At 64.2% G+C, this 16,423-nt stretch carries 13 protein-coding genes; 7 read left to right on the forward strand and 6 right to left on the reverse strand.

The genetic code is table 11. From position 1 onward, the window contains the following. Position 1: 1 nt before the first annotated feature. The 7 genes from K32_RS04800 (at position 2) to K32_RS04830 (ending at position 8,633) form a co-directional block, all read left to right on the forward strand. On the forward strand, positions 2–1,393 hold the full coding sequence (locus K32_RS04800; RefSeq protein WP_201402943.1) for an ethanolamine ammonia-lyase subunit EutB: 1,392 nt from the start codon (positions 2–4) through the stop codon (positions 1,391–1,393). A 43-nt stretch (positions 1,394–1,436) separates the two neighbouring features. Beyond that, positions 1,437–2,204, forward strand: a complete 768-nt coding sequence (eutC, locus tag K32_RS04805) for an ethanolamine ammonia-lyase subunit EutC (protein ID WP_201404343.1) — start codon at positions 1,437–1,439, stop codon at positions 2,202–2,204. Between the two features lie 268 nt (positions 2,205–2,472). Continuing rightward, entirely contained in the window at positions 2,473–3,399 is a 927-nt protein-coding gene (locus K32_RS04810) for a dihydrodipicolinate synthase family protein (protein WP_201402944.1), read from the forward strand. Between the two features lie 81 nt (positions 3,400–3,480). Then, the gene (locus K32_RS04815) at positions 3,481–4,995 is read left to right on the forward strand and encodes an ABC transporter substrate-binding protein (RefSeq protein ID WP_201402945.1); all 1,515 of its coding nucleotides are present in this window, start codon (positions 3,481–3,483) and stop codon (positions 4,993–4,995) included. Between the two features lie 73 nt (positions 4,996–5,068). Then, positions 5,069–6,010 carry an ABC transporter permease gene (locus K32_RS04820; RefSeq protein WP_201402946.1) on the forward strand — a complete coding sequence of 314 codons (942 nt, stop codon included), beginning with the start codon at positions 5,069–5,071 and terminating at the stop codon, positions 6,008–6,010. Further along, complete coding sequence (locus K32_RS04825; RefSeq protein WP_201402947.1) at positions 6,007–7,809, forward strand: dipeptide/oligopeptide/nickel ABC transporter permease/ATP-binding protein; 1,803 nt, start codon at positions 6,007–6,009, stop codon at positions 7,807–7,809. The genes K32_RS04820 and K32_RS04825 overlap by 4 nt, the downstream gene beginning before the upstream one ends. Then, entirely contained in the window at positions 7,806–8,633 is an 828-nt protein-coding gene (locus K32_RS04830) for an ATP-binding cassette domain-containing protein (RefSeq protein WP_244669843.1), read from the forward strand. The genes K32_RS04825 and K32_RS04830 overlap by 4 nt, the downstream gene beginning before the upstream one ends. A 5-nt stretch (positions 8,634–8,638) precedes the next feature. On the opposite strand, the gene K32_RS04835 is transcribed toward K32_RS04830, so the two are convergent. The 6 genes from K32_RS04835 to K32_RS04860 all read right to left on the reverse strand — a co-directional run bounded on the left by K32_RS04835 (position 8,639) and on the right by K32_RS04860 (position 16,247). Further along, positions 8,639–9,763, reverse strand: a complete 1,125-nt coding sequence (locus tag K32_RS04835) for a PQQ-dependent sugar dehydrogenase (RefSeq protein ID WP_201402948.1) — start codon at positions 9,761–9,763, stop codon at positions 8,639–8,641. A 44-nt stretch (positions 9,764–9,807) separates the two neighbouring features. Then, complete coding sequence (locus tag K32_RS04840) at positions 9,808–11,445, reverse strand: IclR family transcriptional regulator C-terminal domain-containing protein (RefSeq protein ID WP_201402949.1); 1,638 nt, start codon at positions 11,443–11,445, stop codon at positions 9,808–9,810. Between the two features lie 251 nt (positions 11,446–11,696). After that, on the reverse strand, positions 11,697–12,527 hold the full coding sequence (locus K32_RS04845) for a carbohydrate ABC transporter permease (protein WP_201402950.1): 831 nt from the start codon (positions 12,525–12,527) through the stop codon (positions 11,697–11,699). Further along, positions 12,524–13,348 carry a carbohydrate ABC transporter permease gene (locus tag K32_RS04850; RefSeq protein ID WP_244669845.1) on the reverse strand — a complete coding sequence of 275 codons (825 nt, stop codon included), beginning with the start codon at positions 13,346–13,348 and terminating at the stop codon, positions 12,524–12,526. Before K32_RS04850 ends, K32_RS04845 begins: the two co-directional genes overlap by 4 nt. 86 nt (positions 13,349–13,434) lie before the next feature. Beyond that, positions 13,435–14,709 carry an ABC transporter substrate-binding protein gene (locus tag K32_RS04855; protein ID WP_201402952.1) on the reverse strand — a complete coding sequence of 425 codons (1,275 nt, stop codon included), beginning with the start codon at positions 14,707–14,709 and terminating at the stop codon, positions 13,435–13,437. A gap of 104 nt (positions 14,710–14,813) precedes the next feature. After that, a complete protein-coding gene (locus K32_RS04860; protein WP_244669847.1) occupies positions 14,814–16,247 on the reverse strand; it encodes an alpha-L-fucosidase in 1,434 nt (477 codons plus the stop codon). Positions 16,248–16,423 lie beyond the last annotated feature (176 nt).

A 16,423-nucleotide genomic window follows, 5' to 3' on the forward strand; every position in this document is an offset into this window, starting at 1 on the left:
CATGGCCTATCAGACGACGATCGAGCAGACGGTCTTCCGTTTCGACGACTTGAAGCAGTTGATGGCGAAGGCGACGCCGGAGCGGTCGGGCGACCAGTTGGCCGGCGTCGCGGCGGACGGCCCGGTCGAGCGGTTGGCGGCGCAGATGGCGCTGGCCGATCTGCCGTTGAAGGCGTTTTTGGCCGAGGAACTGATCCCGTCCGACGAAGACGAGGTGTCGCGGCTGATTGCCGAGCAGCATGACGCCGAGGCGTTTTCGCCCATCGCCTCGCTCACGGTGGGCGAATTCCGGGAATGGCTGCTGAAGCCCGAAACCGGGCAGGGGCAGCTGGAAGCCGTCACCTTCGGGTTGACGCCGGAAATGGTCGCCGCCGTCTCCAAGATCATGCGGGTGCAGGATCTGATCTCGGTCGCCTCCAAGCGCGAGGTCGTGACGCGCTTTCGCTCGACGATCGGGCTCAGGGGCCGGCTGTCGACCCGCAACCAGCCGAACCACCCGACCGACGATACCTTCGGGATTGCCGCTTCCGCCATCGACGGCTTGCTGATGGGCTCGGGCGATGCGGTGATCGGCGTCAATCCGGCGACCGATGCGACGGAGGACTATATCCGCATCGTCACGCTGCTGGACGAATTGCGCGCGCGGCTGGCGATCCCGACCCAGACCTGTTGCCTGGGCCATGTGACGACGGCGATCCGGGCGATCGAGAAAGGCGCGCCCGTCGATCTCGTCTTCCAGTCGATCGCCGGCTCGCAGAAGGCCAATGACGGGTTCGGGGTCAGCCTCGCCACGCTGCGGGAGGCGCATGAGGCCGTGCGCTCGCTCAAGCGCGGGCCGCCGGATGCCAATCTCATGTATTTCGAGACGGGGCAGGGGGCGGCGCTCTCGGCCGACGCGCATTTCGGCATCGACCAGCAGACGATGGAAGTGCGCGCCTATGCGGTGGCGCGGCAGTTCTCACCGCTGCTCGTCAACACCGTCGTTGGCTTCATCGGGCCGGAATATCTGTTCAATGGCAAACAGATCATCCGCGCCGGACTGGAGGATCACTTCTGCGCCAAGCTGATGGGCCTGCCGATGGGTGTCGATGTTTGCTACACCAACCATGCTGATGCCGATCAAGAAGACATGGATATGCTGTTGACGTTGCTCTGTGCGGCGAATGTCAACTTCGTCATCACCGTGCCCGGTTCCGACGACATCATGCTGAACTACCAGTCCTTGTCGCATCACGATGCCGTCTATTGCCGCGAGACGCTCAACCGGCCGCCCGCGCCGGAATTCGAGCGATGGCTGCGTGAGGTCGGGCTGATCGATCCGAGCGGCGTGCTGGTGGACGGGCCGGCCCGCCTGACGAGCCAGATCTCCGCGCTCCGCCTGCTCGAAGCATGAGAGGGCAGAGGGCACGATGAGCACGCTGGATGTCACCGCAGATATGGCTGCCGAGGCGCCGGCCGCGGGCGAGCGCGGCCTCGATCTGAAGGCGATGACGGATGCGCGGGTGGCGCTCGGGCGTTTCGGCGCCGGCCTGCCGACCAAGGCGCAGCTCGCCTTCCTGCTCGACCATGCCCGCGCCCGCGAAGCCGTCTGGACGGCGGCCGACCGCCAGGGGCTGGGAGCACGCGTCCAGGCGCTCGGGTTTGATGTGGTCGAGGTTGAGAGCCTGGCGGAGGCGCGCAGCGTCTATATCCGCCGGCCGGATCTCGGCCGTCGGCTTTCGGAACGCTCGCAGCAGGCTTTGCGGGCCGCGAAGGCCCAGCATGGTGCGGCGGATGTGGTGATCGTCGTCGGGGACGGATTGTCGTCGAGTGCCGTCGAGATCAATGCGGTGCCGCTCATCGAGGCATTATCGGGTTTGTTCCGGCAGAAGGGCCTGTCGCTCGCCCCGGTCGTGCTGGCCAGCCAGGCCCGCGTGGCGCTGGGCGATCCGGTCGGCGAGGCGCTCGCCGCCCGGGTCTCCGTCACACTGATCGGCGAGCGGCCCGGCCTCTCGGCGGCGGACAGCCTCGGGGCCTACATCACCTATGGTCCGAAGAGCGGCACGCCGGATTCGCGGCGCAACTGCGTTTCCAACATCCGTGACGGCGGCATGGCGATCCCCCTTGCCGCCGACGCGATCGCCGCGCTGGTGCGCAACATGCTTGCCACCGGCATCAGCGGCGTCGGGTTGAAGGATGCGGCGTCCAGGCTCGCATCGTTTTAGCGGCGGATGACTGTCTGTCGCGATCGCAACGAGCCGCCCGGCGCGTAGGCCGCAGTTCACATTGTGAGACAGGATCGGCTGGGGCCTCGGCGCGAGACTTTTCTCGCGCGGCGGCCCATGCAACAACTTTGTCCAAGGCGAGCACAAGCTGCCTTTGGGGGATAGACCGGAACCTTTGGGATTTTGGGTGCGGCAGCGAATGCGTTGCCGGCCGACGGGCGAGCTTTGCCCGGCTTCCCTGGCGAGTTGCAGATAGAACGGACATGAGATGATCAGCGAACATTTGAGAACCAACGCCGTCTGGCCGGTCATGCTGACGCCGATGACGTGGAGCGGCGCGATTGACTGGGACGGCGTGGATCGCCTGACCGACTGGTATATCGACGCGGGTTGCCGCGGCCTCTTCACCAACTGCCGCTCAAGCGAGGTCGAGTTCCTGACGGCCGAGGAGCGCGTCGAGCTGGCTGCCCGGGTGGTGAAGCGCACCAATGGCCGCGCCGCCGTCATTGCGACGGGCACGTTCGGCGCGTCGCCGGAAGAAGAAATCGTCTCGATCAAGCAGATCGCCGATGTGGGCGCCGACGCCGTTTGTCTGCTCACCAATCATCTGGGACCGCAGGGTGCGTCCGAAGCGCAGTGGAGCGGCAATCTCAAGCGCATCGTCGACGGAACCGGCGATATCCCGCTCGGTTTCTACGAGTGCCCGACGCCCTGGAAGCGCCTCGTCCCGACGACGGTTTACGAATGGGCCGCCAATTCCGGCCGCTTCGTCTTCCATAAGGACGTCAGCCATTCCGTGCCGGACATGAAGGCCAAGCTCGATGTCTCGCGCGGCACGCCGATGCGGTTCTACAATGGACAGATCTCCTCGGTGATCGAATCCATGCAGATGGGCGGCTCGGGCCACTCCGGCTATGCCTCGACCCTCGCGCCGGAGCTGCTGGTCTGGCTCTGCGCCAACGGCACCCGCGACGACGAGCAGACACGGCTTGTCCAGCGTCTCATGACCGTGTTCGAGCGCATGATCAATGTGAAGTATCCGAGCTCGCTCAAGCAGTTGCTGAATGAAACCGAGCGCGTGCGCATGACCCCGTTCAGCCGCATGACGGGCGCGGAGCCGCTCGGCGCTCACGAGTTCGATCCGCTTCTCAATATGGTCGACCTCATTAAGAGCCTGAACATCCAGACTCAGTGATGAAGGAAGCCCGGCGGCGGGCGCCATCCGCCGCCGGGCTGTCGTTCGCGATCAATGACAACAAGCAGGAGGAAGCCGCCCATGATGATGTTCAAGCTACCGAAGTCCCGGCAAGCCCTGCCACGTCGCGCCACGCTCGCCTTTGCCCTGTTGGGAATGATGACGGCGGGCAGCGCCGCCGAAACCCTGACGCTGGCGGTCGCGCTCGACAACGGCTCCTTCGACCCGGCCATCGTCGAGAACGGACCGAGGGCCCAGTATTGGTCGGCCGTCTACGACACGCTGCTGCTGATGCGGCCCGACGGCTCCATCACCGGCAATCTGGCCGAGAGCTATGAGTACAGCAAGGACAACACGGTCCTGACCCTGAAGCTGCGGCCGGGCGTGAAGTTCACGGATGGAACGCCGTTCAACGCCGCCGCGGTCAAGGCCAATGTCGAGCATCTGCGCGGCGGAAGCGGCCAGAACAGCTTCATGGTCGGCTCGGTCGCCGACATCGTGATCGTCGACGACCTTACGGTCGAACTGCACTTGAGCGCCGCCAATCCGGCCCAGCTCACCTACCTCACCATGGCCGGCGGCGTCATGGGCAGTCCGGCTGCCCTGGGCAAAGAGGAGATCATCTCCGTTCCCGTCGGCTCAGGGCCCTATGTGCTGGACACCGGCAATTCCACGCGGGGCGCGCGATACACCTTTGTGCGGAACCCCGACTACTGGAACCGGGACGCCTTTCCCTATGACGAGGTCGTTCTGATCCCCATGGGCGAAATCACCGCCCGGATGAACGCCTTGCGCTCCGGTCAGGTCAATGGCGCGCAGGGCACGGCCCAGACCGCGGCCGAGGCCGAGTCTTCGGGTCTTGTTGTCAATCGCACGCCGATCGACCGGCACGGCTTGATCCTCGCCGATCGCAACGGCGTGCTGGTACCGGCCCTGGCCGATGTGCGGGTGCGGCAGGCGATCAACTATGCCATCGACGGCGAGGGTCTGCTTGCCGCCATCCAGCGCAAACTAGGCCATCATTCGACGCAGGTGTTCCAGCTGAACAGCGCTGCCTATCTGCCCGAGCTCGACAAGCGTTATCCCTTCGACCCGGACAAGGCTCGTGCGCTGCTGGCCGAGGCCGGCTATGCGAACGGCTTCGAGTTGAAGTTGCCCGAGAACCCGACCGTCGCCGCGAACCCGATCATCGCGCAGCAACTGGCCGACGTCGGGATCCGGGTCGTGTGGGACAAGGTCGTCTCGGAGAACTACGTCACGGAAGCGCAGTCCAAGCGCTATGGCGCCTTTTGGATGTCGCTGAGCACGGGCAATCCGTGGTGGGATGTCACCAAGCAGATCTCCGCGGCAGGTCCGTGGAACCCCTTCGACAGTTCCACTCCGGAGCTCGATGCACTGCTCGCCCAGGCCCGCAGCGCCAGCGGCGCGGACTATGACGCCCTGATGCAGAAGATCAACACGTACGTGACCGAAAATGCCTGGTTCAATATCTGGTACCAGGCCGACGCGGTCTACTTCTCCTCACCCGACGTGACGGTCACCATGCACCCTCAGAACGTCGTTCCCTATATCCGCGACTTCGCGCCGGCGCGGTAGTTCCCAGCGGTTCTCGGACGGAGCGATCCCGGTCCCCTCCGGGGTCGCTCCTGCAATTCGGAAAGGAACGGGGATGACCGGCTTTGTCGTCCGAAAACTCGCTTCTGTCGCGCTGCTGCTCCTCGCCATCACGGCCGTGGCCTATGTCCTGATCTATAGCGGCGGCGCCAACATCTCGCGCTCGATCCTGGGAGAGCTGGCCACCTCGGAGCAGGTGGCGGCCAAGAATGCGGAACTCGGCCTGGATAAACCGCTGCCGGTTCAGTACGGCAACTGGCTTGCCGGCGCGATCCGGGGCGATTTCGGCCGTTCCTGGTTCAGCTCCGAGCGCGTGTCCGATGCGATTCTGTCGCGCCTCGGCGTCACTCTCTCCATCGTCTTCGCAGCCATCCTGGTATGCACGTTCATCAGCATCGCGATGGGCGCCTTTGCCGCCGTCCGGCGCGGTTGGTGGGACAGGGCCGTCCAGATCGTCGCGGTCGGAGGCGAGGCCCTGCCGAATTTCTGGGTAGGCCTGCTTCTGGTCGCCACCTTCGCGATTTCCATGCGCGTCTTCCCCGCCACCGGTTTCATCCCGATCACCCGGTCCCCGCTCGGCTGGCTCAGCACGATCGCCCTGCCGGTGACCGCCCTGGTGATCGGCGGCGTGGCCTCGGCGGCCGCGCAGGTTCGCGGCGCGCTGATCGACGTGTTGAACCGCGACTATATCCGCACCCTGCGGGCACGCGGTTTGCCGGAGAGCCGTGTGATCCTGCGCCACGCGCTTCGCAACGCGGCGCCTGCCGCCATCACCGTTCTGTCCCTGCAGTTCATCGGCATGATCGGCGGAGCCGTGATGATCGAGAAGGTCTTTGCCCTGCCCGGAATGGGCACCCTGGCCATCGAAGCCACGGTGCGCGGCGATATTCCGGTCATTATGGGTGTTCTCATCACCATGGTGCTGATCGTGGTCATCGTGAATCTCTTCGTCGATCTGGCCAATGCGTGGTTGAACCCGAAAGCGAGGGCGGCGTGAGCACGACGGATCTACAGGCTTCGGCCCCTTCGCTCCCCAGCGTTGCCCGGGGCCGCGCGGTGCTTCGGCGGTTCCTCAGCAATCCGCTGGCGCTGATTGCCAGCACGCTTTTTCTTCTCATCGTCCTCACGGCGGTGCTCGCGCACTGGATTGCCCCCTTTGGCCCGAACTACACGCGGCTCGCGTTGGTCACGGCGCCGCCGGGTGGCGAATTCTGGCTCGGTGGCGACGGGGCGGGACGCGACGTTCTGAGCCGGCTTATCTATGCCAGTCGGCTGACCCTGTCCGGCTCCTTTCTGACCGTCATCGTCGCGGCCACTCTGGGCGTCAGCACCGGCCTGATTGCCGGTTATTTCGGCGGCTGGTTCGAACGCGTCGGCGACTGGCTCGCGAACTTCCTTATCGTTCTGCCCGGCACGATCGTGCTCGTGGCCATGTTCACGCTGATCGGGCCCAACATCTTCATCACCATGGTGGTGCTGGGCATCCTGATCGCGCCGAACTTCTTCCGGCTGGTGCGCAATCTCGTCCTGTCGGTGCGCAGCGAACTCTATGTCGACGCCGCGCGCGTGTCCGGCTTGTCCGATGCGCGCATCATTCGGCGGCACATTCTGCCCGTCGTCCGCGCGCCGATCATCATCATGGCGGCTTCCGTTTGGGGCATCGCGATCGTTGTGCAGGCCGGCCTCGAATTCATCGGGCTGGGCGATCCTTCCACCCCGACCTGGGGCAGCATGCTGCTCGACGCCTACAACAACATCTACATTGGCCGACATCTGCTTCTGCCGCCGGGGGTGATGATCGGCGTTACCGTCGGTTCGCTGATCCTCATCGGCAATGCCCTGCGCGATGCCCTCAACGGCGATGACGTCCTGCCGCGAGTTCGGCGGACGGCAGCCATTCCGGCATCGGCAAGTGCGCCGGCGACACAATCCGCACCCGACGCCTTGCTGGAGGTTAGCGGCCTGTCAGTCGGCTATGCCGGGCGGGACGGCAACACGACGACGGTCGTGAAATCCGTCAGCTTCACCATTGCCCGCGGCGAGATCCTCGGCCTCGTGGGCGAATCTGGGTCCGGCAAGACCCAGACGGCTCTCAGCATCCTGCGGCTGCTGCCCGAAGGCGGGAAGGTAACCGGCGGCAGCATCTGGCTGGAAGGCCAGAACCTGATCGATGTCCCGGAAAGCCAGATGCAGGCCATCCGCGGCCGGCGCATCGGCTATATCCCGCAGGAGCCTATGAGCAATCTCGATCCGCTCTTCCGGATCGGCGATCAGCTCTGCGAGCCCCTGCAGGTGGTTGGCGGTCTCTCGCGTCGGCAGGCCGAGGAAAAGGCCCTGGCCTTGCTCGAGCGCGTCGGCATCGCCGATCCGCGTCGTGCCTTCCGGAGCTATCCGCATCAGATCAGCGGCGGCATGGCGCAGCGCGTGCTGATTGCCGGCGCGCTTTCCTGCGATCCCGACCTGCTGATCGCCGACGAGCCGACCACCGCGCTCGACGTCACCGTGCAGGCCGAGATCCTCGATCTCATTCGCGATCTCAAGGCGGAGCGCAATCTCGGCGTGCTCCTGGTGACGCACAATTTCGGCGTCGTGGCCGATCTCTGCGACCGGGTCGCGGTGATGCGCGCTGGTGAGATCGTGGAGCAACGCCCGGTTCTCGACATCTTCGCCCAGCCACAACACGACTATACGCGCACGCTCCTGGGCTCGACATTGGAGGGCGCACCCCTTCGTCCGCCGCTGGTTCCGCGCCCGCCACGCCAGACCCTTGCCTTGACCCAGGAGGTCACGTCTTGAACACGCTGCACGATGCGAGCGGGATCTCCGATCTCCTGGAAGTGAAGGACGTGGTCGTCCACTACGGGCGCTATCTCGCGCTCCGGAACGTGTCGATCTCGATCGCTCCGGGGGAGACCCTGGGTCTGGTCGGGGAGTCGGGATCCGGCAAAAGCACGCTGGGGCGTGCCGTGCTCGGGCTCGCCCAGGTCTCCTCCGGCAGCATCCGCTATCTCGGTCGCGAGATCAGTCAACTCGGCCGGGCCGGGCGCAAGCAATTGTCCCGCGAGATCCAGGTGGTGTTTCAGGATCCCTATACATCGCTGAACGCCATGCTCACGGTGGGTGACATCCTGGTCGAACCCTTGCTCGTTCAGGGTATTTCCGGCGTCGAGGCCCGCCGACGGGTTCAGGAGCTGCTCGACCAGGTAAGACTGCCGTCCGATGCCGCCAGCCGCTTGCCGCGCGAGTTTTCCGGCGGTCAGCGGCAGCGAATTGCCATTGCCCGGGCCCTGGCGATCAATCCGCAGCTGATCGTCTGCGACGAACCGGTCAGCGCCCTCGACCTGTCAACGCAGGCCCGCGTGCTCGACCTCTTCATCGAGATCCAGGAGCGTACCGGCGTCGCCTATCTCTTCATCACGCATGACCTTGCCGTCGTGCGTGCGATCAGTCACCGGGTGGCTGTGATGAACAAGGGAGAGATCGTCGAACAAGGCCCGGCCGACTTGGTCACCAGCACCCCCCGACAGCACTATACCAAACGGCTGCTGGCGGCGGCGCCGGTGCCCGATCCCGTCGCCCAGGCGGAACGCCGCCGGGAGCGGTTGGCGCTGGAAGGCTAGCCGCGCTAGTTCGGCGTCAGGCGCAGCAGTCGTCCGGGGTTGTCGTCCTCGATGACCCAGAGCGCGCCGTCGGGGCCGACGGCGACGTCGCGGATCCGGGCGCCCATGTCCCACCGGTCGGCTTCGTCCGCGCCGCCCTTGTCGTCGAAGGTCACGCGGACGAGGGCGGAGGCGGCGAGGCCGCCGATGAAGGCGGAGCCGCGCCAGTTCGGGAACATCGTTCCCTCGTAGAAGGCAAGACCCGCCGGGCCGATGACGGGTGTCCAGTACAGCACGGGCGCCGTGAATTCCGGTCGCGTCGCGTGGCGCGGGATGGGCGTGCCGTTGTAGTTGTCGCCGTTCGAAACGAGCGGCCAGCCATAATTGCGGCCGGGCTCGATCCGGTTCAGCTCGTCGCCGCCGCGCGGGCCCATTTCGTGCAGCCAGAGCTCGCCGTCCGGCGCGAAGGCGAGGCCGTAGGGATTGCGATGGCCGGTGGTCCAGGTCTGCGCCGGCACGCCGCCCTCCCTGGCATGCGGATTGTCGGCCGGCGTCGATCCGTCCAGGTTGAGGCGAAGCAGCTTGCCGCGCGCCTGGGCCGGATCCTGCGCCGTCTCTGGCCGCATGCGATCGCCCACGGTCAGGAAGAGGTGCTTGCCGGCCGGATCGAAGGCGATGATGCCGCCGGGCTGTCCGCCGCCCCCGGCCGGCGTCTGCCGCCAGATGACCTCGAAATCGTCCAGGCTGGCCTTGTTCGGCGCGGTCGCGAGGGTGGCGCGCGCCAGCGCCAGCCGGCTGCCTTCTCCGGCCGGCTCGACATAGGTGATGTAGATCTTTCCGTCCGACCGGAAGCCGGGCGACACGGCGACGTCCAGGAGCCCGTTCTGGCCGCCGGCGGCGACCTTCGGAACGTTGGCGACCCGGGTCTTGCGGCCGTTCCGCGTCACCAGGAAGAGCTTGCCGGGCTTTTCGGTGACCAGCAGGTTGCCGTTCGGCAGGAAGGCGAGGGCCCAGGGCGTATCGAAGCGGGTGATCTCCTTGGCGACGAACGGTTTGGTCGGGTTCGTCGGACGGTCGCCCGCATTGATGCTCTCCGCCTGGGCCAGACCGGTCAGAGCCGCCCAGACCGCGATCGCCGCCAAGATCTTCATGCCTGTTCCTTCCAATCCGCCGCCGTCAAAGGGGCAATTCTGAACTAGCCGTCGCCCGGCGCATAGTTCATCGGCGGCGGCGCGGTTCCCCGCACCGGCGCCTTGACGGTCAGCAGCCGGCCCGACAAGGGCGCGTTCTCCAGAACCTCTCGCGCCAGATCCATACGGGCGGTCGTCACATGCAGGGTGCCGTCGGAGCCATCGGAAAAGGCCAGCCCTGTGGGCCGTGGCACGGGCAGGGCGATGACATGGTCGATCTCGCCGACATGGGTCAGCCGGGCAATGCTCCATCCATCGTATAACGCCACCCACAATCGCCCATCCGCGTCCACAGCCAGTCCGTGCGGTTCGCCCGATGCCTTCGATATTCGAGCCAGAATGCGAGGATTGGGAGAGGCCTGCGTCAGCGAATAGATCAGGCCGCGTTGCGGCACGGAGGCGTACAGCGCGCCGCCGTCCGGAGACCAGACCATATGCTCGACATGGGCTGCGAGGCTCCAGCTTTCGACGATCTCGCCGCTGGGGGCGATCGTGCCGATCTTGGTTCTGGCTTCATATTCGCAATAAATCGCGCCGAACGGCGTTCCATCCGCGCGGACTGCCAGACAGGTCAGGTTCTTCAACGGTTCGAACCGGCGCTCATGCGCCAATCCGTCGCCGTCCACCAACAGAAGCGCACCCTTGGCAAAGGCGACCGCATGCCGACTTGTGTGTCCTACCGCATCGATGGCGACTTCCGACGTGAAGCCATGCGCGCGCGTCGTCGCTTCGCTCGAATGCAGGCGGGGGGCAAACCTGTCCGCCCAGTGCAGGCACTGTCGCCCGGCGTCCCAACTCGGCGACACGCCATGCAATGCGGGATCGCGATGGCCCGGATGCGCCGCAGGCCAGTCGGCCGGATGCGCCGGAGCCGGAACCGGATTGCGCAGGAGCTGGGCGATATCGTGCGCCACTTGCGCGACCTCCGGCCCGAGCCGCTCCACCCGCTCATTCGTTACGCGATAGGTTGGCCCGGCAAGGCTGATAGCGGCCACGGGGCGGCCGGTACTATCGAGGATCGGCGCACCCACGCAACGCGTCCCGATGGCCGCCTCCTCGTCGTCGATTGCGTAGCCACGCTGGCGAATGATCCGTAATTGCGAGCGCAGGAGGTCTGGATCCGTGATGGAATGTTTCGTACTCGAGCGAAAATTCATTCGGGCGATGAGTGCCTCGACGTCGTGCTCTGGCAGGAAGGCCAGCACCGCCTTGCCCTGGCTGGTGGAATGAAGCGGTTTCCTGATGCCGAGCCGCGCGGCGTCCTTATGCGGATGCGGACCCTCGAACTTGCCCAAGGCCAGCATCTGGTCGCCCTGGAGCACGCCGAGATGCGTTGTTTCGCCGGTGATGTCGCGCAATCGCCGCAACTCGAGCGAGGCCGTCGTTACCAGATCTCCGGATGACCAGACGTTCTGGGCCAGCTCGATGAAGCGGAATCCCAGCGTGTAGGTGTTGCTCCTGGGATCAAGCCTGAGGAAGCCGTGCGCCGTGGCGGCGCTCAAAATGCGATACAGAGTGGCGCGCGGCCAGCCGGTCTGGCTGCTGAGGCCGGCGACCGTGACATCCCCCGGGCTTTGTCCCACGATGTCGAGCACGACAAAGAGCTTTCGAAGCAAAGCCGTGCCAGGAATGGTCTTTTCCAAGACTGTCGAATCCTTCCCGGATCATGCGGTCCCCGTAGTCGATCCCGACAGGATAGGCTGCGAAATAGGCAATCTCAAAGGCCGGAGTCTATAGCGCTTCTCACGATGTGGACGGACGGCAACCGCATCCCTCTGTTGCTTGGGCATATGGGAAATGTTCGGCTCTGCGAACTCGATCGAGTCCCAGAGCCGATCATGGCGCGCGGCCTCTGTGACGGGCGGCAGGTCCGCGTCGGAAGCCGGCCGGCCGATCAACCTTTGACGCCGCCCGTGACCGCGCCGTGGACGATGTATCTCTGGGCGAAGAAGAACAGGATCAGCGTCGGCAGCATCATCAGTACGCAGCCCGCCATGAGGTTTCCCCAGTCGGTCGTGTATTGCTGCACGAACATCTGAATTCCGACGGGAACAGTCAACGAGTTGGCGGTCCTCAGAAATACGCTCGCAATGAAGAACTCGTTGAACGCGGCGAGGAACGAGAAGACGGAGATCACCGCGACGCCAGGGCCCGAGAGCGGGATGACGATCCTCCACAACGCCCCCAATTGCGAGCATCCGTCGATCCGCGCCGCCTCCTCGATCTCCGTGGGGATACTGTCGAAATAGGATCGCGACATCCAGGTGACGAAGGGCAGGTTGAAGACGGTGCAGAGGATGATGACCGGTATCGGCGTGTTGATCGTGCCGAGCTCCCTGAAGATCGGGAAGACCGGGATGAGAACCAGCACGACCGGAAACATCTGCACGACGAACAGACTGTACGAGAAGACCGTCAGCAGCGGGCTGCGATAGCGCGACATCGCATAGCCTGCCAGCAGCGCCAGAACGGCGGACAGCACGGTCGTGCCGATGGCGATCGTCAGGCTGTTCGCGAGATAGGTGAAGAACGGCGTTCTCGCGAGCACAGTCTCGTAATTGGCCAGGGTCAGCGATGTCGGAATGACCCCGGCGGTGCTGGACATGTTCGAGGTCGTCTGGAACGACCCCAGGATCACCAGCATCACCGGAATGTTCATGAGCGCAACGGCGGCCCAGGCGACGCCGCTGAGGGATAGTCGGGAATACCAAGTCATGCGGTTCATTTGGGCTGCCTCTGCTGGCGGAGGCTCATCACGATGAGGACCATCAGGACGACCAGGGTCATGATGGCGATGGCGGTGCCAAGGCCGACATTGGAGCGCTTGAACGTGTAGAGGTAGGAGAGCACGACGAGGTTCTGGGTCGCATAGCCGGGCCCGCCCTGCGTCAGCAGCCACACCGTCTCGAAATCATTCACCGACCAGATCGCCATCATCAGGCTGAGAACGATCGAGACCGTCTTCAGCTGAGGGAGCGTGACGTTGAAAAACGTCTGCACTCGATTGGCGCCGTCTATCGCCGCGGCTTCGTAGAGCGACCGGTCGATCGCCTGAAGTCCCGCCAGCAGCGACAGCATGACGAACGGTATGCTGCGCCAGATCTTGATCACGATGACGGAGATGACGGCCCAGGTGTCGTCGCTCAGGAAGTAGACCGTGTTCTGCCCGATGGCGCGCAGGAACAGGTTCGCGAGGGCGTCCTCGCTGCCGATCACCTGCCGCCAGCCCGCCACCGCGACCACCGAGGGGATGACCCACGGCATCAGGAACAGCACGCGCAACAGGCCCCGAGCCGGCAGGGTTTTCTGCAGCAAGAGCGCGATGCCGAGGCCGAACACATAGCAGCCGGCGATGCTGGTAACGGCAAAGATCGCCGTAAATCTCAGCGCGCTCAGGAACTCCCGGTTGGAGAAGAGGCTGACGTAGTTCGCCCAGCCGACGAAGCCGCTCGTCTTCATCAGCGAGCCTTTCGTCATGCTCAGATACATGGCGGAGACGAGAGGGAAGGCGACCACGACCACCAGAAGGATCAGCGTCGGAAGCACATAGGGCCATCCTTCGCCGATCCAGGTTTCAAACCAGGACCGGGCGCGCGGGCGCCTGGTCCTGTCACTGCGCACAACGGTCGACATTACTGGCCGTTGACGATGGCTTCGAGGCGCTGCTGGGCAGCCGGGAGCAACTGATCGACCGGCTTGCCCTGCCAGATCTGCTGCACGGTCTTGGCGATGAAGCCGTCGCCTTCCACCGCGTTGAGTTCGGGGAAGGACTGCTTGGCCTTGTTGTAGATCGGCTTTGCCACCGGCAGATACTGGTCGGCATACATCGTGGTGATCGGGCTCTCGGTGAAGAACGGATCCTTGCGGATCGAGGCCCGGACCGGCAGCATGCCGCCACCCGCCTTGGTCCATAGCGGGGTTTCGTTCTCCGACCACCAGCGGATGAAGGTCATCGCCTCCTTCGGGTGCTGCGTCTGGCTGTAGGCCATGATGCCGGCGTTCCATGCGGCCGTGCCCTTGTCGCCATGCGGCCCCGCAAGCGGCGGCAGGATGCCGATCTTTGCCTGCGTCTCGGCATCGGCGTTGGCCAGTAGCGATGGCCCCGAAAGGTAGAAGGCCGCCTTGCCGCTGATGAAGGCCTGGATCGCATGGTTGCCGTCGTAGCCCACCGAAGCCCGGTCGACAGAGCCGTCCGCCTGTAGAGCCGCGAGAAACTCCACGGTCTCCCGATTTCGCTCGCTCAGGAGATCGGGCTTGCCATCCTCGTCGAAGAAGCCGCCGTCATTGTTCTGCAGAAGCGTGATCAGGATCTTGTCGTGATCCCCCGAGGACATGATGCCGTAGACGCCATCGCCGGTGACGGCTTTCGCCGCCTCTCGCAATTCCTGCCATGACGTCGGAGCCTGGATGTTGAATTTCTCGAGGATGTCCTTGCGATAGTACCAGCCCGCGAAGTCGACGGCCCAGGGCAGGGCGATGTAGTGCCCGTCGACATGATAGGTCTCGAGATTGGCCTCGGGGATGTCGGCCAGGCTGCCGTCCTTCCGCATTGCCTCGATGAGATCATCGATGGGAAGGATGGCATCCTGGGAGTGGAAGTAGTTGGGCTGGAAGCTTGCTCCCGTCGAAACGTCGGGAGCGGAGCCCGAGGCGACGGCGGTCACGAAAGTCTCGAACCAGTTCGTCCACGGTACGATCGTCAGCTCCACCTTGATGTCGGGATGCTCGTTGTTGAACCGATCGACCAATTGCTGGGCGACGACCTGGTAGGAGGCATTGCCCCACTGAAGATCCCAGAAGCGCAGCGTAACGGGGGCTGCAATCGCCGGTGCGGATGAGAGCGTAGCCACGGCAAGCGCAAGCATTGCGGCGCCGTGCTGCAGGATAGTGCGACGTCGAAGGTTCATGGTCTCCTCCCATGTTGAACCGACACATCCGATTTTGCCTGGACCAGTTGTTGGATGGCCCAGCCGGCCGGGTCGCGCTTTCGCGACCCGGCCGTCGTGCTTGATCAGTCCTTCAGGAAGATCTCGATCACCGGAACAACTGCATCGGGTCGCTCATGCGGAAGCTCGAGCGTGACCATGCCGTCGTCGCGGAATTTCTCGATGTTGAGGTAGTTCCAGCCGAAATCGGCGATCTTGATGTCGCTGCCGTCGTGGAGGAACTGCGCGTGCCGGATCTTCCCCTCGAGGCCTGGCAGGTGCACGTGGCGGAATGGCCAGGCAAAGAGGTGGACATAGAGGCGGTTGCCGTTCTGCGTCAGCCGCGCATCCGTCGGGGGATCGAACTGCGAGGGCCCGCAGCCGTAGATGCTTCGGCTATGCAGATCCATCCACTTCGCATAGACGTCGAGCTCCGCCATCGCGCGGTCGTTGAAGCGCCCGCGCGCGGTCGGGCCGATGCCGTACAGCATGTTCGACCCGACCGAGACCAGGTGGATCAGGGTCTGGACGATCTGGGCCGCTTCCTTCTCGTAGTTGAAGGCCCGTGCCGTCGACGAATAGGCCCACTGGTCGGAGAAGACGATGCAGGTTTCCTGCGGAATGGTCTGGGCGCTCATCTTCTTGCGCGACTGCGGAATGAACTGCTCCGGAGTATCGAAGTCCGGCAGGATCCCGCTTTCCTTGGGAAGTCCGAGGCGATTGTTGATCACCATGTCGGGCTGCAGTTCCCGGGCCAGCGCGTGGAGCTTCTCGCTTTCCCAGTCCTTGGCTCCCTTGCCCATCCAACGCTCGTGGATCACCTGGCCAGGCACCGGGATTTCGTAAGAGTAGTCGAACCACATCAGGTCGATCTTGCCGTAGTTCGTCAGGAGCTCGCGCACCTGGTTGCGCATGAACTCGGCGTAGATCGTCATGTCGCGCGTCTTGTTCATTTCCTCGATTTCGGCGAGGGGGCGCGGCGCCATCGGGGTCTTGGGGTCTTCGCGGGTCCGACACAGTGGATGGACGCTGTCGATCGGGAATTGCTCGTGGTGCCAGTCGATCAGGGAATAGTAGAGCCCTACCTTGATCCCTTCTTTCCGCAGCGCGTCCACATAAGGCGCGATGACGTCGCGGCCGGCGGGCGAGTTCGTGATCTTGTAGTCGGAATAAGCGGTATCCCAGAGCGAGAAGCCATCATGATGCTTGGTGGCCAGGATCGCATAGCGAATGCCGGCCTGGCGCAGGAGCCGCGCCCACTCATACGGATCGTAGAGGTCGCCTTCGAAGACTGACTGATAGCGGTCGTAATCAGCGTAAGTATTGAGACCTCGCTGGAGCCCCCAGGAGGCCTCCTTGCCTGAATGCGAGTAGATACCCCAATGCAGGAAGACGCCGAAGCGGTCGTGGACGAACCACGCCTTGGGATCTGCATCGAGTGCTGCTGCGGTAGACATCTTAGGTGAGTGCTCCCTATTTCTGGTTTGTTGGTCTAGTGGTCCAACCAGCAATTTGATCATTGTCCCCTTGATCTTGCCTGTCAAGGTTATGGATAGGGCCGATGTAGATCTCGTTCGTCTAGTTGGTAAGAATTATTGATCAATATCGGTGGTTCAGCATGGCGCGGTTGTTCGTTCCGTTGCGCGCGAAGCGAACAGATCCAAGAAATGATGCATGGCGCGATGTGTAAGCGGTC

The organism is Kaistia sp. 32K (assembly GCF_016629525.1).
Classification (GTDB): Bacteria; Pseudomonadota; Alphaproteobacteria; order Rhizobiales; family Kaistiaceae; genus Kaistia.

Bases quoted from the DNA above. Each gene is read 5' to 3' on its own strand.
- K32_RS04800 (WP_201402943.1), top strand. From the start codon at position 2: ATGGCCTATCAGACGACGATCGAGCAGACGGTCTTCCGTTTCGACGAC.
- eutC (WP_201404343.1), top strand. From the start codon at position 1,437: ATGGCTGCCGAGGCGCCGGCCGCGGGCGAGCGCGGCCTCGATCTGAAG.
- K32_RS04810 (WP_201402944.1), top strand. From the start codon at position 2,473: ATGATCAGCGAACATTTGAGAACCAACGCCGTCTGGCCGGTCATGCTG.
- K32_RS04815 (WP_201402945.1), top strand. From the start codon at position 3,481: ATGATGATGTTCAAGCTACCGAAGTCCCGGCAAGCCCTGCCACGTCGC.
- K32_RS04820 (WP_201402946.1), top strand. From the start codon at position 5,069: ATGACCGGCTTTGTCGTCCGAAAACTCGCTTCTGTCGCGCTGCTGCTC.
- K32_RS04835 (WP_201402948.1), bottom strand. From the start codon at position 9,763: ATGAAGATCTTGGCGGCGATCGCGGTCTGGGCGGCTCTGACCGGTCTG.
- K32_RS04845 (WP_201402950.1), bottom strand. From the start codon at position 12,527: ATGAACCGCATGACTTGGTATTCCCGACTATCCCTCAGCGGCGTCGCC.
- K32_RS04855 (WP_201402952.1), bottom strand. From the start codon at position 14,709: ATGAACCTTCGACGTCGCACTATCCTGCAGCACGGCGCCGCAATGCTT.
- K32_RS04860 (WP_244669847.1), bottom strand. From the start codon at position 16,247: ATGATCAAATTGCTGGTTGGACCACTAGACCAACAAACCAGAAATAGG.